The 25656-nt window shown below is 71.5% G+C and carries 20 protein-coding genes and 2 pseudogenes; 14 read left to right on the top strand and 8 right to left on the bottom strand.

The genetic code is table 11. The annotated features are described in order from the left end of the window. Window positions 1–1371: 1371 nt before the first annotated feature. Window positions 1372–2571: an MBL fold metallo-hydrolase gene (locus tag ACEXOX_RS05555; RefSeq protein ID WP_406519335.1), complete on the top strand. Its 1200-nt coding sequence runs from the start codon at window positions 1372–1374 to the stop codon at window positions 2569–2571. Window positions 2572–2763: 192 nt separating this feature from the next. Then, window positions 2764–3912, top strand: coding sequence for a barstar family protein (locus ACEXOX_RS05550; protein ID WP_406519334.1), 1149 nt, complete (start codon window positions 2764–2766; stop codon window positions 3910–3912). 235 nt (window positions 3913–4147) lie between these two features. Here the strand turns inward: ACEXOX_RS05550 and ACEXOX_RS05545 are convergent, their stop codons facing one another. The 4 genes and pseudogenes from ACEXOX_RS05545 to ACEXOX_RS05530 all read right to left on the bottom strand — a co-directional run bounded on the left by ACEXOX_RS05545 (window position 4148) and on the right by ACEXOX_RS05530 (window position 8571). Beyond that, complete coding sequence (locus ACEXOX_RS05545; RefSeq protein ID WP_406519333.1) at window positions 4148–4588, bottom strand: hypothetical protein; 441 nt, start codon at window positions 4586–4588, stop codon at window positions 4148–4150. Window positions 4589–4606: 18 nt separating this feature from the next. After that, window positions 4607–4963, bottom strand: a complete 357-nt coding sequence (locus ACEXOX_RS05540) for a hypothetical protein (RefSeq protein WP_406519332.1) — start codon at window positions 4961–4963, stop codon at window positions 4607–4609. Between the two features lie 51 nt (window positions 4964–5014). Continuing rightward, window positions 5015–5113 (bottom strand): annotated as a pseudogene (locus ACEXOX_RS05535) (hypothetical protein); the annotation flags it as partial. Then, complete coding sequence (locus tag ACEXOX_RS05530; RefSeq protein ID WP_406519331.1) at window positions 5068–8571, bottom strand: hypothetical protein; 3504 nt, start codon at window positions 8569–8571, stop codon at window positions 5068–5070. The gene ACEXOX_RS05530 and the pseudogene ACEXOX_RS05535, both read right to left, overlap by 46 nt. A 345-nt stretch (window positions 8572–8916) precedes the next feature. On the opposite strand from ACEXOX_RS05530, the gene ACEXOX_RS05525 reads away from it, so the two are divergent. From ACEXOX_RS05525 to ACEXOX_RS05495, 7 genes are all read left to right on the top strand, one after another. Continuing rightward, on the top strand, window positions 8917–9444 hold the full coding sequence (locus ACEXOX_RS05525; protein ID WP_406519330.1) for a hypothetical protein: 528 nt from the start codon (window positions 8917–8919) through the stop codon (window positions 9442–9444). Between the two features lie 71 nt (window positions 9445–9515). Next, complete coding sequence (locus ACEXOX_RS05520; RefSeq protein ID WP_406519329.1) at window positions 9516–11114, top strand: S1 family peptidase; 1599 nt, start codon at window positions 9516–9518, stop codon at window positions 11112–11114. Between the two features lie 191 nt (window positions 11115–11305). Then, complete coding sequence (locus ACEXOX_RS05515; protein WP_406519328.1) at window positions 11306–13177, top strand: lytic murein transglycosylase; 1872 nt, start codon at window positions 11306–11308, stop codon at window positions 13175–13177. 78 nt (window positions 13178–13255) lie between these two features. Further along, a complete protein-coding gene (locus ACEXOX_RS05510) occupies window positions 13256–15136 on the top strand; it encodes a trypsin-like peptidase domain-containing protein (RefSeq protein WP_406519327.1) in 1881 nt (626 codons plus the stop codon). A gap of 905 nt (window positions 15137–16041) precedes the next feature. Then, window positions 16042–16710: an endonuclease/exonuclease/phosphatase family protein gene (locus ACEXOX_RS05505; protein WP_406519326.1), complete on the top strand. Its 669-nt coding sequence runs from the start codon at window positions 16042–16044 to the stop codon at window positions 16708–16710. Next, window positions 16707–16829, top strand: a complete 123-nt coding sequence (locus tag ACEXOX_RS05500; protein ID WP_406519325.1) for a hypothetical protein — start codon at window positions 16707–16709, stop codon at window positions 16827–16829. The genes ACEXOX_RS05505 and ACEXOX_RS05500 overlap by 4 nt, the downstream gene beginning before the upstream one ends. Before the next feature lie 32 nt (window positions 16830–16861). Beyond that, entirely contained in the window at window positions 16862–18079 is a 1218-nt protein-coding gene (locus tag ACEXOX_RS05495) for a trypsin-like serine protease (protein ID WP_406519324.1), read from the top strand. On the opposite strand, the gene ACEXOX_RS05490 is transcribed toward ACEXOX_RS05495, so the two are convergent. From ACEXOX_RS05490 to ACEXOX_RS05480, 3 genes are all read right to left on the bottom strand, one after another. After that, complete coding sequence (locus ACEXOX_RS05490; RefSeq protein ID WP_406519323.1) at window positions 17980–18516, bottom strand: MerR family transcriptional regulator; 537 nt, start codon at window positions 18514–18516, stop codon at window positions 17980–17982. The genes ACEXOX_RS05495 and ACEXOX_RS05490 overlap by 100 nt on opposite strands. Window positions 18517–18578: 62 nt before the next feature. Continuing rightward, window positions 18579–18998, bottom strand: coding sequence for a nitroreductase family deazaflavin-dependent oxidoreductase (locus ACEXOX_RS05485; RefSeq protein WP_406519322.1), 420 nt, complete (start codon window positions 18996–18998; stop codon window positions 18579–18581). Further along, a complete protein-coding gene (locus ACEXOX_RS05480; RefSeq protein ID WP_406519321.1) occupies window positions 18995–19615 on the bottom strand; it encodes an MFS transporter in 621 nt (206 codons plus the stop codon). Before ACEXOX_RS05480 ends, ACEXOX_RS05485 begins: the two co-directional genes overlap by 4 nt. Before the next feature lie 396 nt (window positions 19616–20011). On the opposite strand from ACEXOX_RS05480, the gene ACEXOX_RS05475 reads away from it, so the two are divergent. From ACEXOX_RS05475 to ACEXOX_RS05455, 5 genes are read left to right on the top strand one after another with little or no spacing between them, the layout of a single operon-like run. Continuing rightward, on the top strand, window positions 20012–22039 hold the full coding sequence (locus tag ACEXOX_RS05475) for an ATP-binding protein (RefSeq protein ID WP_406519320.1): 2028 nt from the start codon (window positions 20012–20014) through the stop codon (window positions 22037–22039). After that, window positions 22029–22478, top strand: coding sequence for a roadblock/LC7 domain-containing protein (locus ACEXOX_RS05470; protein ID WP_030023972.1), 450 nt, complete (start codon window positions 22029–22031; stop codon window positions 22476–22478). Before ACEXOX_RS05475 ends, ACEXOX_RS05470 begins: the two co-directional genes overlap by 11 nt. A gap of 2 nt (window positions 22479–22480) precedes the next feature. After that, on the top strand, window positions 22481–22891 hold the full coding sequence (locus tag ACEXOX_RS05465; RefSeq protein ID WP_406519319.1) for a DUF742 domain-containing protein: 411 nt from the start codon (window positions 22481–22483) through the stop codon (window positions 22889–22891). Further along, complete coding sequence (locus ACEXOX_RS05460) at window positions 22869–23522, top strand: GTP-binding protein (RefSeq protein WP_406519318.1); 654 nt, start codon at window positions 22869–22871, stop codon at window positions 23520–23522. The genes ACEXOX_RS05465 and ACEXOX_RS05460 overlap by 23 nt, the downstream gene beginning before the upstream one ends. Continuing rightward, a complete protein-coding gene (locus ACEXOX_RS05455) occupies window positions 23519–24127 on the top strand; it encodes a GAF domain-containing protein (protein WP_406519317.1) in 609 nt (202 codons plus the stop codon). Before ACEXOX_RS05460 ends, ACEXOX_RS05455 begins: the two co-directional genes overlap by 4 nt. A 116-nt stretch (window positions 24128–24243) precedes the next feature. On the opposite strand, the pseudogene ACEXOX_RS05450 reads toward ACEXOX_RS05455, so the two are convergent. Next, window positions 24244–25529: pseudogene (locus ACEXOX_RS05450) on the bottom strand (acyl-CoA dehydrogenase family protein). Window positions 25530–25656 lie beyond the last annotated feature (127 nt).

The following is a 25656-nucleotide window of genomic DNA, read 5'->3' as shown; positions in this document are numbered from 1 at the left end:
GCCAGCACCTTCGGCAGCGAGACGTCCAGGCGCAGGAAAGCCACCAGCCGCGCCCGGCGCTCGATCCACTCCTCGGTCAGCTCGTCGGCCTCCGGGATACGGACCGTCGCCTCGACCAGCCGCCCGGCGACCGACCGCCACAACACCACGACCGGCAGGAAGACCAGCGCGAACATCACGCTGAAGAAGGCGCCGTAGAGCAGCACGGAGGACGCCGGGAAGCTCCTCTCGGGCACGCCGTACGTCAGCAGCGCGTTGCGCAGCGCGCCCGCGTCGACGACCGCGGTCGAGATGATCAGGCTGCCGCCGGTCAGGAAACGCACCGCGTCCCGCCAGCCGCGGTGCAGCTCCCGCAGCGCCCCCACCGGCGCCAGGACGTCCGGTTCGGTGGGCAGCCGGCGGCTCAGCCGCAGCAGCCGTACCTGGACGTCCCACAGCCCCACCGCGCCCGGCGCCGCCGCCAGCATTCCCAGGACGAGCAGCAGCGGAATGCGCCACGCCAGCCCGTCGAGCGGTACGGGCACGCTGCCGGGCGGCGTGAAGAAACGCAGGATGCCGAAGACGGCGCCCAGCAGCATGACGGCCCCCGCCACCAGCACCGCCACGGCCCGGGGCGCCGGCCGGTCGATCGGATGGCGCCAGCGCCGGTGCAGCGCGTACGACATCACGTACGCCACCGCCGCGTACAGCGCGATCGAGGCACCGACCAGGGCGCTCCACAGGTCGAACTCCAGGAGCGAGGTGAAAGCGCGTGCCTCCGGCGACTCGGCGGCACCGAACCGCCCGACGAGACCGGTGCCGAGCGCGGCGACGGCCAGCAGGCCGAGCGTGACCGTCAGGGGTACGGCCACCAGGCGCACCCCGGCCGGGACAGGTGCGGGGCGGCGCGCGCGACGGGCGGGGGAGGTCGGCCGGGGACAGTTCGGGCGGAGGCGGGCCGGTGGCCGGCAGGTCGTCCGCAGGCAGGGTGGGCGGCGCCGGGGCTTTGCCCTTCGTATCCGTATCCGTACCGGGGCAAGCCGCGGCCCCCGGCTGTCCCGCCACCCCCTGCGGCGGTAACGGTGCCGTGCCGTCCGCTGTCCCGCCGCCGAGGGGCGTACCGCCCGGGGCGTCTTCGCGTTCCGGTGGCTGCCCAGGCGGCAGCGTCTGGCTCATGCCACGACGGTAGGGCCGCGCGGCCCGTCATGGAATGCCGGGAGCGGCCGAGTGGTTCGGTATGCGCGGGGAACACGTGTCGTGTCCGGGCGCCGTGGTCTCCGCGGCGGAGGCCAGGGGCCCGGACGCCGGCGTGCCGGAACCCGTCAGCCCGGCGGTCCGTTCACCGCACGGCGACTCGTTGACAGCGCTACCGCTCCGATCCATGGAGGTGCCGTGCCCGGCTCTCGACCCCGCAGTGAGTCCTCGTCCGTCCCGCGTCCCGCAGAGCGGTTCGGGCTGCGCCGTCCCGCCGTCTTCGGCGCATGGCCCACGGGGGAGCGGCTGGCACGGATACAGAGATCACCGCAGTTCGCCGACGGCCAGTTCCGCAACCCCGTACCGACCCGGCAGATGGCGCAGGGCAGCGGGCTGGCCATGGCCCGCCGGCAACTGAGCCGCGAAGGCCGGCTGCGCCGTGCGCCGGTCGGCCGCATCCCCGTGCACCGGCCCACCGCGGCGGACTGGGGCGAGCCGCCCGCCTCCGGGCTGCGGCTGACGTGGTTCGGGCATTCGAGTGTGCTCGCCGAGATCGACGGACACCGGGTGCTGTTCGACCCGGTCTGGGGCGAGCGCTGCTCGCCGTTCACCTGGGCGGGCCCCCGGCGCCTGCACCCCGTACCGCTCCCGCTCCGGGACCTGGACCCGGTCGACGCCGTGGTGATCTCGCACGACCACTACGACCACCTGGACATGCCGACGGTCAAGGCCCTGATCCGTACCGGCACCCGCTTCGTCGTACCGCTCGGCATCGGCGCCGACCTCGAACTGTGGGGCGTGCCCGAGGAGCGCATCACCGAACTGGACTGGCACGAGTCGGCGGCCGTCGGCGGCCTGACGCTCACCGCGACGCCCGCGCAGCACTTCTGCGGCCGCGGGCTGCGCGGCCCGCAGCACACCCTGTGGGCGTCCTGGGTGGTGGCCGGTCCCGACCACCGTGTCTTCCACAGCGGCGACACCGGCTACTTCCCCGGCTTCGCCGACATCGGCGCCGAACACGGCCCGTTCGACGCGACGATGATCCAGATAGGCGCGTACAGCGAGTTCTGGCCGGATGTGCACATGACACCGGAGGAGGGGCTGCGCGCCCACGCCGACCTGTCCGGGGGCACCTCGTCGGGCACCCTGCTGCCGATCCACTGGGGCACGTTCAACCTCGCCCCGCACCCGTGGTCCGAGCCGGTGGAACGGACGGTCGCGGCAGCGCGCGCGGCCGGCGCGAAGGTGGCGGCGCCCCTGCCCGGCAAGCCCTTCGAACCGGCCGACGAGCAGATCGTGGACCCGTGGTGGCGGGCCGTGGCCCTGCCGCCGGTGCACGGGTGGCCGTCATGGCCCGCCGGGGCCTCGTCGGCCGATGCTTTCGAGGTGGTGCGGTAAGGGGGCGATATGGGTGGCGCCGTAATGCCGGCGCGGTAAGGCGAACGCGATAATCGGCGGCCGGCACGAGGGTGAATTCATCCGCCCGGCAGTCTGAAGTCGCCCGCTTTGGCAGTGTGATTCCTCCTGCACCGGCAGTGCTTCAATGGAGTTTCACCGATGGGTTCTGCCGTTCGCGGTTCAGGAGGAAGTATGCAGGTCGAGGACGGCCGCTGGAGCTGGGAACGCGGTTTCCCGTTGCGGTATCTTCTGGCGGCCGACGGTGGCGAACAGGTGTGGAGCCGATGCGCCGACGCCGAGGGGCTGTTCGCCGATCCGGTGCCTGCTCCGAGGGAACGGCTGACCTTTCTCGGCTGTGACCCGGCCGGACCGCTGCGGAACGCCGTCGAGCAGCCCGCGGGGGCGGTGGTCCGGCTGGGCGAGCTCTGCCTTGAGGTCGGGAACGAGAAGCGTCCGTTGGAGTGGTGGGGACTGAACGACGCGGACGTCGTCGACCGGCGCCCCAGCGGCAGCGACCCCGCCCTGGTCGACGTCGTCATCGAGGCCGGGGTGGAGGAGCCGGAGGAGGGGCGCGCCGAGCTGACCGGGCAGCGGCGGTTCGAGCTGTTCGAAAAGGACTCCCTCGGCACCTGCGAGGGAGTCGAGGGCCTGTACGTCGAACGGTACGGGGCGCCGGAGCAGCCGATGACGCTGATCGGCTGCGAGCCCACCGAACGGCTGCGGGCCGTGCTGGACGCGCCGGAGCCGGGGGCAGCCGCCGAGCTGTGGGCCCTGGACCGCTCCGGCCGCCCGATGACGTCCCGGATCCTGGCGCTGGAGGCCGGCGAGGTGCGCCCGTCCGTCCTCGGGGGCGACCTGCTCGACATCACGCTCACCGGCGGTGTCGACGATCCGCCCCCGCTCCTGGCCGGGCCGGTCTGGGAGGCCTGGTACGAGGGGGTGCCGGACGCGCTCAACGAGTGGGCCCGGTTCACGACCGAGGGCCGACACGAGTGGCTCAAGATCGCCTTCCGGAACCGGTCCAGGGGACGCGCCGACGAGTCGGGCGGCACCTACCACGTCGACGGCACACACGTCACGGACGGCTACGGACTGCACTGCGCCCTGGGCGAGGCGTTCCACGGTCCCGGCGGGTACTACGGCATGGACTGGCAGTCGTTCAACGACTGTCTCGGCGGCGGGGTCGGTGTGGTACCGCCCTTCACGCTGGTCTGGCACGACGCGGAGACCGCCCGCCGCGCACTGGCCGGGGCCGTGGAAGACCTTGAGGGAGGGCCCACCTACTTCGAGGAGATCGTGCAACGCCTCGAAGGGTACGGCGTCGTGGTCGAACTCCGATAGAACGACGGAGGGCCTTGCCGAGGGGAACTCGGCAAGACCCTCCGCTTCAGTCGGGGGAGGCGGTGTCAGCAGGTCTCACCCGGCCTGAGATCCGGCGTGCCCCCGTATGCCAACCGGAACGGCTGGCTCCGGAGACGTGGACCGTGACTCTGTCGCGCGTGTCTTGCGCTCGGTGAGGAATCATCGCCATGGCGTGGCCCCGCCGGCTCGGTGAGCCGGCGGGGCCCGCTGATGTTCAGGAAGACAGCGCCTGCCGCGCTACGGCGTTGTCCTCGTCCGGGAGCAGTCTCGACAACTCGTCGAAGAACGCCAGCCCGGCACGACGAACGGCGGTCAGAAACTCTTCCGACGCGGCGCTCGCCTTCCTGATTTCCTTGCCGACGGTGGCCGTGACCAGAATCCGGGAGCCCTCTTTTCGGAAAGAGAGTTTGATCGGCTGGTCCGGGAAATACGTTTCCGCGTAACCCGTCGACTGCACCTTCGGCACCATGTCGGAGATGTAGCACCAGAGGTCGTCGATGTAGTCCCACTCGTCCTGGCCGATGAGCTTTTGCCCGTAGACGGACAGCTCAAGGGCGCCCTCGACGTAGTCGGGGTCGGACGGCACCACGTCACAGTCACTCGCCCGTACGAAGGTGCCGTCCGGGACTCTGAAGAACGATTCGATGTCCACCACTGGTCTGAACTCCTGTTTCTACTCGTAGACAGGGTAGAGCTGGCCTACCCGGCCGCCCTTCTTCATGCCGAGCGTGTACTTGACACCGTTGACCGTGCCCGTGACCTGGTACTTGTGCTTGATGCCATTCTGAAGCAGGGTGACCCGGTTCTGATTCATGACCTCGCCGACCACGTGCTTGAGGTCGTCGACGGACAGCTTCGGGTCAAGGAACGACTGCTCCTTCTTGACGGAACCGTCCCAGTACTTGGGGTGGTGGCGCTTGAGGATGTGCTCCATGCCCTTCTTGTCGAGCTGGAACTCGTTGTCGCCGTACCGGAACCGCTTGGTGGTCCAGTCCCGCAGCGGGACAGGACACCCTCCCTTGTTGTGCACCAGGACCGCGGTCGAGCCGACCCGGACGTAGAAGGTGTGGATACCGCCGACCGTGAGGTTGAAGACACGCTGGGAAGCAGTCCAGGTGCGCGTGTTCGTGACCTCTACGTTTGAACCGTCCTCGGTACGCAGCAGCGCGCCCTTGCGAATGTCCCCGGCCTTGACCCAGGTGCCCAGGTTCTCGACCCAGAGGGGTGCCCGTCGGTCGCGTCGATGGTGCCGGTGGCGTTGCCCCGGGGACCGTCGGTGTCGATCGTCAGCTCGACCAGGTGCTTGGTGCCGTCGCCGACGATGACCTGTTCGACCGGCCGTGCTCCGCGCGCACCCGTCTCGGGGTCTGCGGCAAGGACCTGGTCACCCTTGTTGATGTCCTTGATGGCCTTGGCGGAGCCGTCAGCCATCACGACCGGTGTCTCGGGGGTGAAACTGTTGACCGGGCAGAATTTCGGGAGCCTGCCCTTCTTGCTGAAGGCAGCGTTCCAGAACTTCTTGCCCCACTTGGACAGCTTCGAGCCGGACTTGGCCGTGCCGACGCCGGGGACCATGCCGGCGCAGGACGCCGCAGCGTCGGCGACCTGGCCGTCCTTGGCGTACCAGCCGCAGTTGACGCCATTGGAAATGGTGCCCACCGGGCCGGGAATGGCGCCGCCGAGGTCGGCGGCGAAGTGCCCGAGGTCGGACCAGTTCAGGTCGTCCTCGTTGTCCGCCTCGGCCCGCTGCCGGAGGATCTCGTTGATCCTTTCCTGCCGTTCCCGGGCCTCCTTGTCCCGACGCTTGGCCTCCTCTTCAGCCTTCTTCTTCTGCTCGGCGATCTCCTTGGCCCCATCAGCGGCCTCCTGGGCCGCCTCGGAGTCCTTGCCCGCCTGGAGCGCGGACGCGCGCGCGTCGTTGGCAGCCGTCCAGGCCGAGTCGGCCGAGCCCCGGGCCATCGCAGCCGACGCCTCGGCACGGGCGGCGGAGTTGGACGCGTCCAGGGCAGCGCGCTTGGCGTCGGCCTCGGCAGCACGAGCCTTCCTGGCGGACTCGGCGGCCTGCCGGGCCGATGCCTCGGCCCGCTGAGCCGATTTCTTGGCGTCGTCCGCGTACTGCCGGGCCTGGCCTGCCGCCTTCTTGGCCTCTGCCGCGGCCTTGTCGGCCTCCGCAGCCGCGTTCTTCGCCCGCAGCGCGTACTCGTTGGCCTTGTGGGCGTTTTCCCGCGCCGTGGCGGCCACCCCGTCCGCCTCAGCGATGAGCCGCTCGATCTGCGCGTTGTGCGTAGCGGCCAGGCTGTCCTTGCGCTGGGCCATGTACTGACCCGCCTCGATGAAGGTGTGCAACAGTTGCGGCGGCCCCTCCAGAGCGATCTGGGCGGCGGCCTTGACCTCCGGACCGCCGTTGCTCAGGAGCTGCAGGGCCTGGATCCGCTCGTCCGCCGCCTGGGCGGTGTACTGGCCCTGGTGCAGGAAGGCCAGCAGCTTTTCGGGAGAACCGTCGTTGAGTGCGGCCTTGGCGGCCTCCTTCACCTGCGTGTCGCCGGTGCTGTTCAGCCGCAGTGTCTGGATGCGGTACTCGGCCGACGCCACCTGGTGCTGCCCGGTGCTCAGGAAGTCGCTGACTGCCTTGGCATCGCCCTGGAGCGCCTTCTCGGCACCCTGCTTGACGGCTTCGGATATGCCCTCGTCCGTCAGGCGTTCCGTGCGGAAGCGTTCGTCCTGCTCGAGAGCCTTCTTGTGGCCCGACTGTACGTACTTGCGCACCTCGTCGTCCGAGCCGGCCAGGGCGACCTCGGCGGCTGCCTGGCTCCAGGGGCCACCGGCCTCCATGACACGCAGGGCGACCTTGCGGCCCTTGGCGGCTGTGTCCTTGAGCGCGCTGCCGGCCTCGGCGGCCTCGGTGGCCAGGCGGTCGGCCTCGGCGTTGAGGTCCTTGAACTCCTTCAGCGTGGCGGCTTCGACGGCCTTGCGCTGATCGTCCTCGTCCTTGAGGTCCTTGGCCTTCGCAATTGCGGCGGCCGTACGGGACTTGAGCTCCTCTTCCTCGGTCTGCCGCACCAGCGCGTGGGTCTTGCGCGCCTGCGCCACGGCGTTGGTGGCCTCGGTGGCGGAGTCCTTGGCAGCCTTGGCGTGGTTCGCTGCCTTCTCGGCCTGCTTGTTGGCTTCCCCTGCGTGCTTGGCCGCGTCCTCGGCAGCGGCCGCGGCGTTGTTGGCATGTTTGGCAGCCGACCTGGCCGCGTTGCGTGACGCATACGCCTCACTCGCCGCCTGCTTCGCCAGGGCCGAGGAGCGGTTGGCCGCACGGGTGGCCTCGGCTGCGTGGCGGCGGGCCTGCGCCGCGGCGGCACGGGCTTCACCGGAATGGGCTCCGGCCGCGTCCGCGAAACCGCTCGCCTCGCTCGCCGCGGATGCCGCGGCGTCCGCGTTACGGCCGGCGCTCAGCGCCGCACCAGCGGCCTTGCTCGCTTCGTCCGAGGCGATTCCTGCCTGATCGGCGGCGTCGGCCGCCTTTTCGGCACCCTTGGCGGCGTCACGGGCCTGTTCAGCGGCCTCACGCGCGGCGGAGGCCTGGGAGGCGTCCCCCGCCGCGGCCGCGGCGGCGTTCTGGGCCCGGGAAGCGGCATTGGCCGCACCGGCCGCGGCGGCCGCGGCCTGGGAGGCGGCGTGTGCCGCGACACGAGCCGCGTTGTTGGCGGCGCGCGCGGCGCTGATCGCCTGCTGCGCGGCCAGCGCCGCAGACTTGGCCGCCTTCGCGGCGCGGCCGGCGGCGCTGGCCGCCTTCAACGAGTCCTTGCGTGCGGCCTCGGTCTCCCGCTTGGCCTCTTCCGCGGCCTCCTTGGCCAGCTTCGACGCCTCGATCGCGCGCTCGGAGGCCACCTTGGCGGCATCCGTTTCCCGCTTGGCCCGAGCGCCCGCTTCCTTGGCCTGCTGCGCCAGTTGCTCGACGGTCGCGCGTTCCTGGTCCCGGTCACGGGCGACGTACTGGCCGACCTCCAGGAACTCCTTGTAATCTTCGGCGGACCCCTCAAGGGCAGCCTTCGCGGCTTCCTTGGCCGCTGGGCCGCCGGTGCTCAGAATCTGCAGGATCTGGACCCGGTTGTCCGCCTTTTCCGCGGAGTAACGGGTCGTGTCCAGGAACTCGCGTACGTCGTCGGGCGTGCCGTTCAGTGCCGTCTTGGCGGCCTCCTGGATGTACCGCCCGCCCGTGCTGATCGCTTGCTGGGCCTCGATGCGCTGGTCTGTCTGAAGCGGCTTCTCCCAGCCGTCCTTCAGGAAGTTCCGCAGCGTTTCCGGATTGTCGGCCGACAGTGCCTGGGTGGCTGCGCCCCGCACATTGACGCCGCCCAAGGAGACGATCTGCAAGGCTTCGATGCGGTCGTCCTTGGCTTCAAGGAGAACCTGCTCCTTGTCCAGGAAATGCTGGACGTCCTCGTCGGTACCCAACAGGGCGGCTTCCGCAGCCGCCTTGACACCTGGCCCGCCCTCCTGCCACAACTTGACGATGCGGCCGCGAGGGGAATCCGGGATGGGATCGAGATCCTGATCCTCTGGCCATACGTCTGATTCTTCCGTCGCAAACGCGGGACTCGTCCCGACTGCCCCGCGACGATCGTCAGTGACAGCGCGGTCGCGCATACAGCGCGTATACCGAGCCGCCACTTTCCTCTCGCTCTCACTACACAACCCTTCAGGTTGTTCACGCGTTGCCGGCTTTCGGCGCGGTGAGCATAACGGCGTCGGAAACGTCGGATCTCTCTCGGGCGGTTGCCGGGGGTACGTCGGCGGTGCCGTCTCGGCCGCTGGTCAGTTCTGGTGGGCCGCGATGATGTGGGGAGCGAAGTCGGATTTGTGATCGCTTCGTTACCTATGGGTCGTAAATGGTTGGTCGGGATGTTCAGGTGATAAGTTCACGGCTGCTCTTTAATGGATTTCTCATGTGGCCGTCGTGCGGCGCCGCATGCCCCTCGGAAGGAACCCCTGGTGATAGTTAGCGCCCGCAAGAGGCTGGTCGTCGGCGTCGTCGGTGCCGTCACGAGCATCGCAGCGGTCTCCGCACTCGCCACGGCCCAGGCCGCTCCGCGCCCCGCGAGCGCCGGTGTGCAGCAGGCAGCGGCAGATGAAATGCCCTTCGCCGTCGAGGACTTCGGCTACCCGGGCGCGGACAAGATCCTGGCCGAGAAGGGCCTCAAGCTCCTCAAGGGTGACGGTCACATCCTTCTGACCGAGTGCTCCGGCGACTGGAAGATCAAGGTCGAGGCCAACAAGGCGTTCGACACCGTCTTCTACTGCTTCAAGGTGACCGGCAAGAAGGGGAACCTCACCATGGAGGTACCCGATGTGAGCGGTATCTGGACCGAGAAGCAGGTCGTCAAGGCCACCCTCACCTCTGAGGGTAAGAAGCAGACCGTCGTCACCAATGACGGCCCGAACCAGGTGAAGACGGTCGGTGTTGCCGATGTCCCCTCGGGCGGTAAGAAGGCTGACCTTCTTGAGCTTCGCGTCGGCTGATCGAGCGTTCCCAGACTGCCGCTGATCAACAGCGGCAGCCGACAATGACCACGGGGTTTGAGAAAAGGGATATGTACAACAGACGTGCCCGCGCCGGATGGCTCGCGGGAATACTCACCACCACTCTCGCGGCCGGCGTGCTGACCAGCGCCACCGCCCACGCTGTCGCGAATGCGTCCGTCGCCTCCGGCGATTACGCGTTCACCGCCAAGCTCGACATCGGTGACGGCAAGCGCAGTTGCTCCGGCGCGCTGGTCGACAAGCAGTGGCTGCTCACCGCGGCGAGCTGCTTCGCCGCCGACCCGGCCAAGGCGCCGCAGGTCGCCGAGGGCAAGCCCGCTTGGCCGACGACGGCCACCGTCGGCCGCACCGACCTGACCGGGTCGGGAGGCAGCGAGGTCCAGGTCGACGAACTGGTGCCGTACCAGGGCCGGGACCTGGTGATGGCCAAGCTCGCCAAGCCGGTCGCCGGCGTCACTCCCGTGACGATCGGCACCACGGCCCCGGTGGCGGGGGAGCAGTTGAAGGTTGCCGGGTTCGGCCGGACGGCGACCGCGTGGGTACCGACCAAGCTGCGTGCGAGCTCCTTCACCGTCGGTACGGTCCAAGACGGGAAGCTGGGCATCACCGGCAAGAACACGGCGGTGTGCAAGGGCGACACCGGCGGGCCGGCGGTGCGTGAGGCGGGCGGCCGCCTGGAGCTGGTGGGCATCAACAGTACGTCCTGGCAGGGCGGTTGCTTCGGCACGGATCCGGCGGAGACCCGCACGGACGCCGTGGACTCCCGGGTGGACGACCTGAACGACTGGGTCAGCAAGGTCCGTTACCGCAGCGTCTTCCCCAACGCGCCGTGGGGCAAGGCCACGCACGTCGCGTCGGGCTACTTCACCGGCGGTTCGGCCGGCGGCACCCGGCACATGGACCTGATCGTGCGCTGGACCGACGCCGAGATGACCCTCTACCAGGGCGGTGACGACAAGGACGCCAAGCACCCCTTCGTCGCCGAGTACCGGCTGGCCGCTCCGAACACCCCCAAGAAGAAGAGCACCTGGGACTACGCCCGGCAGATCACCGGGGCCGGCTTCGGCAACGGCTCGGACGGCCTGGTGGTGCGCTGGGTCGACGGCGAGGTGACGCAGTACACCCACGTGGACAAGAACGGTTTCCACGGGGAGAAGATGCTGGCCAAGAGCGCGGACTGGACCAAGGCCGCGCAGATCACCGCGGGGCGCTACACCGCCAACGCGCAGCGCGACGACCTGCTGGTCGTCTGGAACGACGGCCACGTCACGCTCCACCCCGACCTGGACACCAACGGCGTGAAGCCGGCGGCCCAGAAGGTCCTGGTCAAGGCGAACACCACGTGGCCGCACGCCACGCAGATCACCTCGGGCGAGTTCACCGGCAAGAAGACCGCGGACCTGCTGGTGCGCTGGTCCGACGGTGAGGCCACCATCTACCCGGGCATCAACACCGCCGGCCTGCACGGAGAGATCCAGATCCGCCCGGCCAAGTCGCCGTGGACCGGCGCGACCGTGGTCGGCGCGGGTGCCTTCGTGGCCAACGACCGGCCCAACGACGTCATCGTGCGCTGGGCCGACCAGTCCCTCGGCATCTACCCGGGCGTGGACGCCCAGGGGACGCACGGCGAGGTCAAGCTCGTCGGCTGAGGCACACCTCACCGCAGTCCGGCCGGCCGTCGTATCCGAGGGCCGGCCGGACCGCTGCCAGGGCCGCGGCCGCACGGCCGGTCTCCCGGCCCCGGTCGGGGCGTCCCGCTCCCACCGGTGCCCCTTCACGAGCCGGTGTCCACGACACCGCGCTCCTCGTACTTCTCCGCACGCCAAGGACCTGCCCGCCCGTGAAACCGTTCCCCACCCTGCCCACTCTGGTCGCGCGCCGGGTGCGTCAGAGCCTGTGTGCCTGCGCCCTGGCCGCCAGCCTCAGTGCCGCGGCGACACTCAGCCCTCTGGAGGCCGCCGGCCCCTCGCGCGCCGACGCCCGCCAGGCCGACGCCGGCCCGGGCAGCCCGCAGTCCCGGCACCGCGGCGACCCCGCCCTCGACCTGCCCAACCTCCTGCGGGACGGTCAGGGCAAGGAGCCCGACGCGGGAGACGCCGGTAAGGCGTCGCCGGGCACCGCGGGTATCCCTGCTACGGCGTTGGCTGCGTATCGCAGGGCGGAGGGGGTGGTGCGGGGGAGTCAGCCGTCGTGTCGTCTGCCGTGGCAGTTGGTGGCGGGGATCGGGCGGGTGGAGTCGGTGCATGCGTCTGGTTACGGGTTGCGTGGTGACGGTTCGACGGCGCGGCCGATTCGGGGGCCGCGGCTGGACGGGGTGGAGTTCGCGTTGGTCCGGGACACCGATGGGGGGCGGTGGGACGGGGATGCGGTGTTCGACCGTGCGGTGGGGCCGATGCAGTTCATTCCGTCGACGTGGGGGAGCTGGGGCGCGGACGGTAATGGTGACGGGGTCAAGGATCCGAACAACATCTTCGATGCCGCGTTGGGCACGGCCCGTTATCTGTGTGCGGGGGACCGTGATCTGAGCCGGGCTGCTGATCTCGACCGGGCGATTTTGAGTTACAACAATTCCCGTGCGTATGTGAATGCCGTACGCAAGTGGATGGACACCTATCGCGAGTCGGAGGTCGCGGAGACGCCGGACGACGCTCCCGCCACACCGCACCGGCCCGACCCGGCGGAGAGGGCATCCGACGTACGCCGGGCGCTCCGGCCCACCCGTACCGGCCAGCCGGCTCAACCGGACCGGAACCGGCCGCAGTCCCAGGTCTCCGGTGGCTCCAGTAACTCCGGCGGCTCCGGTAGCTCCGGCGGCTCCGGGGCGTCGAAGGGTGTTCCGTCGGGCCAGGAGACCGGCACCGAAGGCCGCCCGGTGGCACCCCACCGCCCGCCGCGCAAGCCGGAACCGGACCCGGTACCCGAGCCGGTCACGGACCACCACACCGTCGTACGGCTGGAGAGCCTCGGCGACCGGCACCTGGAGGCCGAAGCCGGTACGGCCGTCGGCCGGCAGCCGCAGGTCCGGGCCCTCGACGCGCACGGCCACCCCGTGCCCGGCGCCCGGGTCACGTTCCGCGGTACCGGTGTGCGGCCGGCGGGGGAGGCCGCCACCGTGACGGTGACGGCGGACCGGGAAGGCATCGCCACCGCCCCCGTCCTCCAGCCCGTCGACCGCCCCGGACGTTTCACGCTCACCGCGACGGCGCCCGGCGGCAGCGCGGCTGTCGACTTCACCGTCACCGTCCGGCCGCCCTCCTACCGTCTGGAGCTGTGGGACCCGGACCACCAGGATCATCACGACCACCAGGACCCGCAGCGCCCGCCGCTGTCGCTGCCTCCGCAGGCGGGTCCGGACAGCCTCCTCTCCGAGCTGCCGTCCGTGCGGGTCACCCGGAACGGCCGGCCCGCCGCCGGGCTGCGCGTCGCCGTGACCGCGCTGGCCGCCGCCAAGGACGAGAAGCCGGCACCCGCTCCCGACGGGCCGTCCTTCCGGGACGAGCACGACCGACCGGTGCGTTCCCTGCTGCTGCCTCCTGCGGACGCCGAGGGCCGTATCGCCCTGCCGCCCCTGCACACCGGGCCGCGTCCAGGCTCCTACATCCTGCGCCTGGCCATTCAGCCCGAAGACGCCCCGGCCGCTCCGTCCGGCAATGTCCTGGACCTTCCGCTGACGGTCACACCGGCACCGTCCACCGGGCCGCGCATTCCCTGACAGCCCTTCTGAATTCCCTGTCCGTACGCTGCTCGGCCGGATCGCCGGCCGAGCCCGCTTCTTCGCAAAGAGCACTCCATGAGACGCACATTCTGGCTGCGCGCCACCACCCTCGGCGTGGCTTCCCTGACCCTGGCCGGCCCCGGCATCTCCGCCGCGGCCGCCGTCGGCGCCACCCCGGCGCCCGCGGACCGCTCACCCGCCGTTTCCGCGGCCGCGCCGGACACGGCGCAGCCGACCGCGGGTACGCCGCTCCCGCCCTCCCCTGAACAGGTGCGTAAGGCGGAGGAGACCGAGCGGTACTGGACGCCGGAGCGTATCCGCAGTGCCGTACCGGTGGAGACGGCCGAGTCCGGGGCCAAGAGTGAGGGCGGTCAGCCCGCGCCCGGCGTGCGGCGCAAGCGGTCGGCGGAGCCGACCCACCAGGTGGCCGAGGGCATCACCACGGTCGGTGTGTTCCTGCTGCGCGGCAAGGACGGCAGCGCGACCCACAACCAGTTCTGCACGGCCAGCACCGTTGCCTCCGGCTCCAAGAGCCTGGTGGTCACGGCCGCGCACTGCCTCAAGGGCAACACCTCGCTACGCAACGCCGCCTTCGTACCCGGCTATCGTGCCGGGGGCACCAAGGCGGGCCAGGCCGGTGAGACGCCGTACGGCATTTTCCCCGTGCTGGACGGCAAGGTCTGGATCGACCACCGCTACCAGCAGAGTCCCGCCGATGACGACGTGGACTTCGCCTTCCTGCGGGTGGGGGCGAACGCCCAGGGCCAGTTGCTGGAGGACGCCGCGGGCCCCGGCAACACCCTGACCACCGTCGATTCCGCGCACCTGGCCCGCGAGAGCGTCACCGCCGTCGGCTACCCGGGAGGCCAGAAGACGCCGCTGTCGTGCACCAACGACACCCGCGCCTTCCAGGGCCGTTTCATGGAGATCCAGTGTGACGGCTACCGGTCGGGCGTCAGTGGCGGTCCGTTCATCGAGGACTTCGACGGGCAGCGCGGCAACCTGGTCGGTGTCATCGGCGGTTACAAGACCGGCGGGCAGTACGACAACATCTCGTACACCTCGCAGTTCGACGACGACGCGGCCTGGCTGTACCGGCAGGCCGCCGCCGACCTTCCCCTGGACGGGAAATACACCATGGGCGGGGCCGGCACCTGGCAGCACGCACGCCTCATGACCGCAGGCAGCTTCCATTCCGCGTCGGTACGCAACAACACCAGTGATCTGATCGTGCGCTGGTCGGACGGCGAGGTCTCGCTCTACCCGGGCAACGGTGCCTACGGTTTCGGCAAGGACGTGCAGCTGGCCAAGGACCCGGAGTGGAACAAGGCGGCGGTGATGACCGCGGGTGACTTCACCGGGGACGGCACCAGCGATCTTCTGGTGCGCTGGACCAACGGCAAGGTAACCCTCTACAAGGACGTCAACGAGACCAACAAGCTCAAGAACGCCATTCAGCTCAAGGCGCCGAACGGTACCTGGACGCAGGCGGTGGGAATGGCCGCCGGCCGCTTCGGCGGCGGCAACACCCGCAGCGACGACGTCGTGGTCCAGTGGGCCAACGGCCGCGTCACCTTCTTCACCAACGTCGACGCCAACGGCTTCCACGCCGAGTCCCGGCTGGCCGCCCCCAACGGCACCTGGCCGCACGCCCGCGACCTGGCGGCCGGCGACTTCCGCCCGGCCACCGGCGACCAGGACCTCTTCGTACGCTGGTCCGACGGCGAAGTCACCGCCTACGAGAACGTCGGCGCCAACCAGCTCAAGTCCGAACACCGGTTGAGCCCCGCCAAGTCGAGCTTCCGCTCCAGCGCCCTGGCCACCGTCGGTGCCTTCGGCGGTGACACCGCCCGCAACGACGTCGTTGTCGCGTGGCCCAACGGCCGCCTCACCCTGAACGGTGACACCACCACCACGTCGCTGGCCCGCGAACGCACCCTGGTGCCCGCCGCCTGACCAGCCCCCGGCCGTACTGTCGGGGGAGGGCTTCCCCGCCGTCGCCGACACGACGCAGCTCGCGTCGGAGGCTGCCAAGGCCCCGAACCGCGCGTACCGCAGAGCCGGGCACCGAGAGGTGCCCGGCTTTCGTGCGCGAGCAGGCGCGCCGCAGCCGGCCCCGTCCAGGAGACGTTGACAGGGACGCGCTGACTTGTACGTAGAATCCGCTTTTCTGCGTCCGAATCCCCATGGACGCAGACCGAACCAGGAAGAAGAGGAGGCCGTGTGCGTCGGCTCATATCGTCGCCGGCCGCGCTGTGCGGGCTGCTCGCCGTCGCGGCAGCCCTGCCCGCGACAGCGGCGCAGGCCGCCGGGAGCGCGGACACCGACAGGTCCGCGGGACAGCGGTGGGCTCTGAAGTCCCAGGCGAACGGCAGGTACGTCACCGTCGAGGCCGGCGGCAGCGGGAATCAGCAGGGCAAACTGCGGGCCCAGGCCGACCAGGCCGGATCCTGGCAGCACTTCACGCTGCACACCGGTGACAAGGGCGACACCGTGAGCCTGCGCTCCGATGCGACCGGTCTGTTCGTCAGCGCCGAGGTCAAGGACGCGGGAAGCCACAGCGGGATGCTGCGCAACCGCGGGACGAAGATCGGCGCGTGGGAGAAGTTCCAGCCGGTCCCGCAGTCTGACGGAACGTTCGCGCTGAAGTCGCAGGCGAACGGCAAGTACGTCAGTACGGAGGTCAACGGGACCGGCGCCGACCAGGACCTGCTGCGCGCCCGGTCCGACCGGGTCGGCGCCTGGGAGCGCTTCGCCTTCGAGCGGGTCGACCGGGGCAGCCCGATTCCGGCCCCCGCCGCTCCGCGCGCGGACCAGGTCAACGTCATGACCTGGAACGTCTGCGGCAACAACAACACCCAGTGCGGCAACGCGCACACAGGCGCCGACAAGCTGGCGGCCGAGATCGCGTCGCGGCTGCGCCCCTTGCCGACGGCCCGCTGCCGGACGCGGTGTTCTTGCAGGAGTTCTGCGAGAAGCACGCCAAGCCGGTGGAGGAGAAGCTTGAGCAGACGACCGGCCACGGCTGGAACGTGTTCTTCGCGCCCATCCACTACAACGCGGGTGCGCTGAAGGCCCAGAAGCAGTGCGACACCGCCGGGGACGTGGACCGTGGCTCCTACGGCATCGGGCTCGCCGTGCCGCACGAAAGCTCCTGGTTCCAGCGGTACGACCTGACCTCCCCGGACACCAACATCCGGGGCGGCAGGACGGAGCAGCGTACCGCCCTGTGCGCCGCGCTGCCGAGCCGCGCGCTGCTGCTGTGCACCACCCACTTCAGCGCGGGCGGACCCGCTTACGACGACGCGGACGGCAGCTTCCGCCGCGCTCAGGCGGGCGAACTGCTGCACATCGTCGACCAGCCCGGGTACCGCACCGTGTTCGGCGGCGACCTCAACGTGGTGCCGCCGGACGCCGCCAAGGGGAGTCCCGCGACGTGCTGGAGCCCGTGTACGCGCGGTACCGGGAATGTGCCCAGCTCGGGAATCCCGGTGCGCCGCGCGACGGCCGGCCGACCATCCGCGACATGAAGATCGACTACATCTTCGCCCCGAAGAACGCCCCCTTCACCTCCTGCGCCCTGTCCCCGCAGGCCGGTCCCTCCGACCACCACACGCTGTACGGCACCATCGCCCTGCCCGCAGCCTGACCCCGACCTGACGACGAATCGAGAGACGAACCGTGCACCGCAGAATCTCGCGCCCGGCATGGCTGACCACCGTCACCGCCACCGTGGTCGCCGCCGGCGCGCTCACCGCCGCCCCGGCCCAGGCCGTCGTCGGCGAGCCCGCCGCGGACAAGGCCTACCCCTTCACCGCGAAGCTCGACATCGGCGACGGCGAGCGCGCCTGCTCCGGCGCCCTGGTCGACGCCCACTGGATCCTCACCGCGGCCGGCTGCTTCGCGGACGACCCCGCCCAGGCCGCCGAGGTCCCCGCGGGCAAGCCCGCCCGTAAGACCACCGCCACTCTCGGCCGCACCGACCTGACCACCCCGACAGGGCAGGTACGGGAGATCGTCGAACTCGTCCCGCGCGCCGACCGCGACCTGGTCCTCGCCCGGCTCGACAAGCCGGTCACCGACATCACCCCGGTCGCCCTCGACACCTCGGCGCCCGCCGCGGGCGAGGAACTGCGGGCCGCCGGCTACGGCCGTACCAGGACCGCGTGGGTGCCCGACCGGCTGCACAGCGGCGCCTTCGGCGTCGACTCGGTCGGCGACGGCCGGATAGGCATCACCGGCAAGGAGGGCGCCGCCGTCTGCAAGGGCGACACCGGCGGCCCCGTCGTCCGCGAACAGGGCGGCCAGTACCGGCTCGTCGCCGTCAGCAGCCTGTCCTGGCAGGGCGGGTGCCTCGGCACCGACGCGGCCGAGACCCGCACCGGCGCCGTCGCGACCCGGGTCGACGACGTCAACGCGTGGGCCAGTACCGTCGTCCGCAGGCTGGTGCTGAAGTCCGTCGCGAACGGCAAGTACGTCACCGCCGAGATCAACGAGACCGGCAACCAGCAGGGCAAGCTGCGGGCCCGCGCCGACAAGGTCGGATCCTGGCAGCGGTTCACGCTGACCGACAACACGGCGGACGGCACCGTGAGCTTGCGGTCCGAGCCGAACGACCTGTTCGTCAGCGCCGAGGTCAAGGACACGGGCAACCACAGCGGCATGCTGCGCACCCGCGGCACCACCATCGGCTCCTGGGAGAAGTTCCTGCTGGTGCCGCAGCCCGACGGCACCTTCGCGCTGAAGTCGAAGGCGAACGACAAGTTCGTCAGCACCGAGGTCGACAACACCGACGGTGACTACGGCCTGCTGCGCGCCCGTTCCGACCGCGCCGGCGGCTGGGAGCGCTTCACCGTCGAGCGGGTGGACGCGATGCGGACGGCGCCGACCGCCCCGTAGCCCCGCTCCGGGAGGTCCCGCTCCGGGAGGTCCTGCTCCGGACAGCCCGCCCGGCCGGCCGCACCGGCCGCGGCGGGCTGCCCGCGGAGACCGGTGAGCCGGTCGAGGAGCTGGTCGCGTACGGCCACGAGGTCGTCGATGCGTTCCTGGAGCAGGGACAGGCGCTGTTCGAACAGCTCGGCCTTGGCCGTGGTGTCGGCGCAGGTGTGCGTGTCGATCAGTTCGTCGCGCAGACAGCCGTCGAGGCGACGGAGATCGTCGGTGGTGAGGCCGCAGGCCAGGAGCCGTCGGATGTTCGCCACGGAGCGCACCGCCTCGTCCCCGTAGCTGCGATAGCCGTTCGCCGACCGGTCGGGGCGCAGCAGGCCCTGCTCCTCGTAGTAGCGCAGGGCCCGGGTCGTCGTGCCGGTGGCACGGGCCAGCTCCCCGATGCGCATGACGTCTTCCTCCTGACAGGTGTGTGCGCAAGGAAGCGTAAACCCAGCCGTGGGCGGCAAGGTCACCCGCGGCTGTCCCACCGGGTGAGCACCAGCACCGGGATGTGCCGCCCGGCCCGCTCCTGGAAGACCGCGAACTGCGGATCGGCCGCCACCTGCCGGGCCCACAGCCGCTCCCGTTCCGCGCCCGTGGCTTCCTGGGCACGCACCCGGTAGGTACGGGCGCCGACCTCTACCGTCGCCTCCGGGCGGGCGGCCAGGTTGTGGTACCAGGCGGGCGCGCTGGGCGCGCCGCCGTTGGAGGCGAAGACGGCCAGCCGGTCCTCACCGTCCCGCAGGTAGACGGCCGGGTTGGTACGCGACAGACCCGACTTCGCCCCAGTGGTCGTCAGCAGGAGCAGCGGCTGCCCTGCGAACACCCCGCCCACCCGGCCCTGGTTGGCGCGGAACTCTACGATGACGCGCTGGTTGACGGCGTTCACGCGGCCACCTCGCCGCGGCCTGACCCGGCCGGTGCGGGGGCGTGCGGCGCCCGGGCCAGAGCCAACAGCGGTCCGGCCGCGACAGCGGCGAGCAGGGCCACCGCGACGAAGGTGGCCCGCCACGAGAGCCACTGGCCGATCGCCGTACCGACCGGCAGGCCCGCGATCGTCGCGAGACCGAGGCCCAGGGAGACCCGGGCGGCGGCCGCCCCGCGCCGGTGCTCCGGCACCACGTCGGCGGTCGGCCCGAAGAACAGCGCCAGCAGTACGGCCGGCAGCCGTCGCCGCCGTACGGCCGTGGTGGTCAGGGCCAGGACGGGGCCGCCCACGACGACCGTCAGGGCGAAGACGCTGACCAGCAGGCCGGCGGTCGGCAACGGCACACCGGCGTCCGCGGCGATCTCCGGCAGCAGCCCGGCGATCATCATCTCGCCGGTGCTGAGGACGAACGCGCACCAGGTCAGCAGGGCGAGAGCCCACGAGGGGCGGCCGATGGCGGTGTCCGGGGCGGTGGTGTCCGAGGGGGCAGTGCCCGAGGGGGCGGTGTCCGAGGCGCTGCCGCCTGACATGGCGGTGCCTGAGACGGTGGTGTCTGGGGCGGTGTCCGAGGTTTCCATGGCGACACCCTCGACCTTGACGTCGGCGTGAAGGTCAAGCCGGGCGGTGCTGTGGAGGCCTCGGCGCCGCGCACCCTCGGAGGCGGATCTTCCGCTTTTCGGTGGTGTGGTTGTCGCGCCGGGCCGCATCCACGCCCGCGAAGTTGGGCAGCCTCTCCCCGGAGGCGGCGCGGACGGCTTCGGTGGTCGCGCCCGCCACCCGGCCGCGTGTCGCGGGCTCCCCTCAACTGCGTTCGTGTGAACGGGAGTTCGTAAAGAAGCGTACGGGTATGCGAGCGTCCCCCTCGGGGGAGGTGGCGCGGGGTGGCGAAACGCCGAAGTGGGTCGGTATCCCACCCCCGTAACAACTAGCGTGCGTGCTCCGCGAACTGCCGACGGCCGATCCGGAGAACGCCGATGCCTGCTGCATATCCCCAGGGGCCCCCTGCCACCCAGGAGACCCCGGGTTCCCTGGGGCCCCTGGACCCTCACGGCCCCCAGGGGGCGGACCCCGTCCCGGCGGCCGCCCGGCGCCGGGAGCGGGAGGGCGGGCGGCACGGCCGGGCCGCGTTCCCGGAGACGGCCGCCGATTCGGCCGTACGGACCCGCCTGGTACGGCTCGCCGCCGTGCCCTGCCTCCTCGTCGCCGCCGTCTGCTCGGCCGCCACCGCCTTCGTCGTACGGGTCGGCGGCACCGGGCTGACCGGCCGCGAGTGGGCCGTACTCCTCGGCGCCTGCGTCCTGGTCTGCGTCATCGTCACGGCCGCCGGCACCGCGGCCAACAACGAGGCACGCGCCGCCGTCGCCCGCCACGCCCGGCTGCGCGAGGTGTGCGCCCGCGGCCGGCACGACCTCGACGACCTGCTGGACCGGGTCCGTCAGGGCGAGTGGCTCCAGTCGCGGGAGGGCGAACCGGCCGCGCCGCCCGCCGGGGACACCCTCGACCTGCTCGCCCACGAGGTGGCCGCGGTGGGCCGGGCGGCCGAGACGGCCGTCGTGGACGCGGTGGCCATCGCCCGCAGCCACGCCAGCGGCAACGAGCAGAAGGTCGAGGTGTTCGTCAACCTCGCCCGGCGCCTGCAGTCCCTGGTGCACCGCGAGATCGAGCTGCTGGACGAGCTGGAGAACCAGGTCGAGGACCCCGACCTGCTCAAGGGCCTCTTCCACGTCGACCACCTGGCCACCCGCATCCGCCGGCACGCCGAGAACCTCGCCGTCCTCGGCGGCGCCATCTCCCGCCGCCAGTGGAGCCGCCCGGTCACCATGACCGAGGTGCTGCGCTCCTCCATCGCGGAGGTCGAGCAGTACCCGCGCATCAAGCTGGTACCGCCCATCGAGGGCACCCTGCGCGGCCACGCCGTCGCCGACGTCATCCACCTGCTCGCCGAACTCGTGGAGAACGCCTCCGTCTACTCCGCCCCGCACACCCATGTCCTGCTCCGCGCCCAGCTGGTCACGGCCGGCCTCGCCGTCGAGGTGGAGGACCGGGGCCTGGGCATGTCCACGGCCGAGCAGACCCGGATGAACGGACTGCTCGCCGACCCCGACCACGTCGACGTGGCCGAGCTGCTGAGCGACGGGCGCATCGGGCTCTTCGTGGTCTCCTCGCTCGCCCGGCGGCACGGCATCGTGGTCCGGCTCCAGGGCAACATCTACGGCGGCGTGCAGGCCGTCCTCGTCGTACCGAAGGGCCTGCTGGGACCGGAGTCCGAACAGCCGCGGGAGGGTGAGCAGTACGTGGACTCCGGAGAGATCACCCTGACGGTGTCCGAGCCGCCCTCCCTCCCCGTCGCCGACACCGCGGCCGGCCACCGGAGCACGTACGACGACGACTCCGCGCCCGCCTCGCCGCACGGGCCGCGCCGCAGGCTCGTGCACGCCGCGCACGGCGCGCCGGTCGCCGGGACGGCCGCCGGAGCGTACCCGGACGTCGCGTACGGCGAAGGGGCGTGGCCGAGCGCGGCCGGGACACCGCCCGCCGGCACGCGCGCCGTGCGCGCCTCCACCGCACCGGCCGGCGGCCCCCCACCGGCCGGCGCCCACCGGGCTCCCGGCCCCCACGACGGCGACGGCCCGCACACCGGCCCGCACCCCACCGCGCCCGGCGCCGCCGGCCCCGGCCCGGTCGTCCTGCCGCCCGCCCCGCCCGCCGCGGCGGACGACGGCACCCGGCCCCGCCTGCCGCGCCGCCGCAAGCAGGAGCACCTGGTGCCGCAGCTGCGCGGCGAGCCGATCCTGCCGTCGGCGGGCCGCCGCGACGACCGGCCCGAACCCGAGCACGACCCCGGCCTGATGGCCGCGTTCCGGCGCGGCATCAGCCTCGCCGACGACAGCTACGGCAGCCCTGCCGACCACGACGGTTACGACAGTTACCGGGCCGGCGCCGACGCCGGCCACGACAGGCCCGAACCCCGCCGAGGAGACGACCGCGACCATGGTGAGTGACGTGCACGCGCAGGCACATGCGCACCTGCAGGGAAGCCGGCACACCGACCTTTCCTGGCTGCTGACCGGACTCGTGAACCGCGTACCGCACGCGACCAGCGCCCTTCTGCTGTCCTCCGACGGCCTGGTCAAAGCGGCACACGGCTTCGACCCGGACAGCGCCGACCACCTGGCCGCCCTCTCCTCCGGCCTGTACTCACTGGCCCGCAGCGCCGGGGTGCGCTTCGGCAACGGCGACGACGTGCTCCAGGTCGTGGTCGAGCTGGAGACCACGTTCCTGTTCGTCTCCAAGGCCGGATCGGGCGCCTGCCTCGCGGTGCTGGCGGGCCGGGAGGCCGATGTGGCGGTCCTCGGCTACGAGATGGGGATGCTGGTCAAGAGCGTACGGCCGTACCTGGCGACGCCGGTGCGACAGCAGGCCCCGGCGGGTGGGCGCTGACCATGGGCGTACGGCGCCGCCGCAGACCGGGCCGGGAGATCCCGTGGCTGGACGACGAGGCCGGCCGCCTGGTCCGTCCGTACACGGTCAGCAACGGCCGTACCCGGCCGACCGCGCACTTCGACCTGCTGACCATGGTGATGGCCACCGGTCAGCGGCCCGTCACCTGCCAGGGCCCCGACTACGCCCAGGTGCTGGGGCTCTGCGGCGGGCCGGTGTCGGTCGCGGAGATCGCCGCGCACATACGCCTGCCCGCCGTGGTCACCAAGGTCCTGCTGGCCGACCTGGTCGACTGCGGGGCGCTCGCCGCCCGCGCGCCGGTGCCGGTGTCCGCCTGCGGGGCAGGTCCCCCGAACCGTACCGACCGAGCCCTGCTGGAGGCGGTGTTGCATGGACTTCGCAAACGGCTGTGACGCCTTGTCCGCCGATGCCCGGCTCCCGGCCGCCGCGGGCTCGTCCCCCGCGGCGCCCGCCGCCGACCCGTTCCCGCTGGCGCTGAAGATCCTGGTGGCCGGCGGGTTCGGCGTCGGCAAGACGACCTTCGTCGGCGCGGTCAGCGAGATCGAACCGCTCAGTACGGAGGAACTGCTCACCCAGATCAGCGTGGGCACCGACGACCTGGCCGGTGTCGAGGACAAGAACACCACCACCGTCGCCATGGACTTCGGCCGGATCACCCTCGGCCGGGAGCACGTCCTCTACCTCTTCGGCACACCGGGGCAGGAACGCTTCTGGTTCATGTGGGACGAGCTGTCCAACGGGGCCCTCGGCGCCGTCGTGCTCGCCGACACCCGCCGCCTGGACCAGTGCTTCGCCGCCGTCGACTTCTTCGAGCGGCGCGGCATCGCGTTCGTCGTCGCGGTCAACGAGTTCGACGGCGCGTACCACTACGGGCCGGACGAGGTGCGTACCGCCATGGACCTCGGCCCCGGCACCCCGGTCGTGCTCTGCGACGCACGCCAGTGCAGCTCCTCCACCCAGGTCCTGGTCTCGCTCGTCCAGCACCTGCTGACCCCCGCCCCCGCCACCCCGGAGCTCCCGTGACCCGTCCCGTCCCGCGCGCGTCGTACGCCTCCTACGACCCCACGCGTCATCTGCTGCTCACCCCGGAGGACCATGAGGCGCCGGCCCGCGTCGCCCGGCTGCGCGCGCTGGGCATCGGCGACGCGCCGCTGCCCGCCTTCGACGAGTTCGCGCGCAAGCTGGCCCGTACGACCCGGGCGCCCTACGCCATGGTCAACTTCATCGACGAGCACCGGCAGTACTTCGCCGGTCTCTACACGCCCGGCGGCGAGCAGGCGCCCGTCGAGCTGGGCCCGGCGCCGCCGAGCGCCCAGCCCGGCCGGGTGATGGCCCGCGACCACGGCTACTGCCCGCACGTCATCGTCCGCCGCAAGGCCCTCGTCCTGGAGGACGTGTGCGACTACCCGCGCTTCGCGGGCAACCCGGTCGTGGACGAGATCGGCATCCGCTCGTACCTGGGCGCACCGCTCATCGACCGTACGGGGATGGCGCTCGGCACGGTCTGCGTGGTGGACCTCGAACGCCGCCCATGGGGGCGCGAGGGCCTGGAGACCATCAAGTCGATGGCGGCCGAACTCGTCGAGAAGATCCACCGCATGGAGCAGCAGCGCGCCGGGGAGAGCTGACGAGCCCACATGCCCGGGGAGGGGCGGTGGCCCGGCTTCCGGGGCGGACGGCACGGGTCCCGGGAGAGGTGGCGCGGAACCCGGGAAGAAGACCCGCGCCACCCTCCGGCCCGGCCTCAGCCGGTCGGCTGCAACTCCGTCCGCTCCCGCGGGAGAGAGGTGCGGCGTCCGGCGACGGCGGGTTCCGCGGCCCGGTCGTCCTCCGCGAGATCCGCCGGTTCCCTGCGGACCAGGCCCGCCAGCCGGCTGGACCACTCGCCCTTGGCCGTGCCGAGGGCCAGCTCGCCCAGGCGCAGCAACTGGACGTCGGTGGTCCCGGCCGGGGCGAAGATGTGGTGGGCGTCGCGCAGGAAGCGCTCCACCGGGCGGTCCGTGAACAGCCCGCAGGCGGCGTGGATGTCCATCGCGTCGCGCGCCGACTCCACGGCAGCCTCGACGTTGACCAGTTTGGCGTTCATCAGCTCCGCGTCGCAGGGCTGGCCCTGGTCGAGCAGGTGGACGGCGTGGTAGGCGGCCAGCCGGGCGGTCAGCAGCCGGGACTGGACGCGGCCGAGCTTGATCTTGATGTTGCCGAGGTGCGCCAGCGGCTTGCCGTAGCGTTCCCGCTCCGCGCAGAAGCGCGCCGTCTCGTCCAGCACCGCCTGGTGGATGCCGAGCGACACCGCGGTCAGGTTCGGCCGGCCGTACAGCACGCTGGAGGAGTACGCGACGGCCAGCCCGTCGCCCTCGCTGCCGAGCAGATTCGCCGCCGGCACCCGGCAGTTGTCGAAGAACAGCTCGCCGAAGCTGAAGCCGTGCAGCCCCATGGCCTGCTGCTGCGCGCCGACCCGCAGGCCCGGCCGGTCCGCCTCCACCAGGAACGCCGACAGACCCTTGGAGCCCTCACCGGTCCGGACGACGACGCCGTGCAGATCGCCGACGTGGCTGTTGCCGACGTAGATCTTGCGGCCGTCGAGGACGTAGTCGTCGCCGTCGCGGACCGCCCGGCTCGTCATGCCGAGCACATGACCGCCCGACTGCGGCTCGGTGACGGCGATGGTCGGCAGGCACGCGCCGGTGGCGACGGCCGGCAGCCAGGTCTTCTTCTGCTCCTCGCTGCCGAAGTGGATGATCTTCGCGGCGCCGAGCTGGGACGCCTGCACCATGGCGCCCATGGCGCCGCTCACCCGGGACAGTTCTTCGATGATCAGGGTTTTGGCCAGGTGTCCGGCGCCCATGCCGCCGTAGGCCCGGGGACGGTCGCGCCGATCCACCCCTGGCGGGCGATCCGGCGTGACAGATCGTGGCAGACGGTACGGGACGCCTCCATCTCGGCTATCCGGGGGCGGACCTCGCTCTCGGCGAAGTCCCTGACCCGGTGCCGGAGTGCTTCATGCCGCTGGTCGGTGAAGTAGCGATGCAAGACGAGCCTCCTCCGTCGAACGCCCCGCGCCGTGCTGCTTGCCGCCTGCCCACCGGGCGGCGCACTCCGCGAGTGCGCCGCCGGTCGCCCTGGTCCGCGACCCTGCCGTTCCGGACCGTCATGGGTT

Origin of the sequence: Streptomyces sp. Ac-502, from assembly GCF_045222935.1 — a bacterium.
Classification (GTDB): Bacteria; Actinomycetota; Actinomycetes; order Streptomycetales; family Streptomycetaceae; genus Streptomyces; species Streptomyces monomycini.
The sequence above is the reverse complement of the archived record's forward strand: the minus strand, read 5'-3'. Positions and strand labels throughout refer to the sequence as shown.

What these genes read in the sequence shown, in the direction of transcription:
- ACEXOX_RS05550 (WP_406519334.1), top strand. Translation starts at nt 2,764, where the DNA reads ATGCAGGTCGAGGACGGCCGCTGGAGCTGGGAACGCGGTTTCCCGTTG.
- ACEXOX_RS05530 (WP_406519331.1), bottom strand. Translation starts at nt 8,571, where the DNA reads ATGCGCGACCGCGCTGTCACTGACGATCGTCGCGGGGCAGTCGGGACG.
- ACEXOX_RS05520 (WP_406519329.1), top strand. Translation starts at nt 9,516, where the DNA reads ATGTACAACAGACGTGCCCGCGCCGGATGGCTCGCGGGAATACTCACC.
- ACEXOX_RS05510 (WP_406519327.1), top strand. Translation starts at nt 13,256, where the DNA reads ATGAGACGCACATTCTGGCTGCGCGCCACCACCCTCGGCGTGGCTTCC.
- ACEXOX_RS05500 (WP_406519325.1), top strand. Translation starts at nt 16,707, where the DNA reads ATGAAGATCGACTACATCTTCGCCCCGAAGAACGCCCCCTTCACCTCC.
- ACEXOX_RS05490 (WP_406519323.1), bottom strand. Translation starts at nt 18,516, where the DNA reads ATGCGCATCGGGGAGCTGGCCCGTGCCACCGGCACGACGACCCGGGCC.
- ACEXOX_RS05480 (WP_406519321.1), bottom strand. Translation starts at nt 19,615, where the DNA reads ATGGAAACCTCGGACACCGCCCCAGACACCACCGTCTCAGGCACCGCC.
- ACEXOX_RS05475 (WP_406519320.1), top strand. Translation starts at nt 20,012, where the DNA reads ATGCCTGCTGCATATCCCCAGGGGCCCCCTGCCACCCAGGAGACCCCG.
- ACEXOX_RS05470 (WP_030023972.1), top strand. Translation starts at nt 22,029, where the DNA reads ATGGTGAGTGACGTGCACGCGCAGGCACATGCGCACCTGCAGGGAAGC.
- ACEXOX_RS05465 (WP_406519319.1), top strand. Translation starts at nt 22,481, where the DNA reads ATGGGCGTACGGCGCCGCCGCAGACCGGGCCGGGAGATCCCGTGGCTG.
- ACEXOX_RS05460 (WP_406519318.1), top strand. Translation starts at nt 22,869, where the DNA reads ATGGACTTCGCAAACGGCTGTGACGCCTTGTCCGCCGATGCCCGGCTC.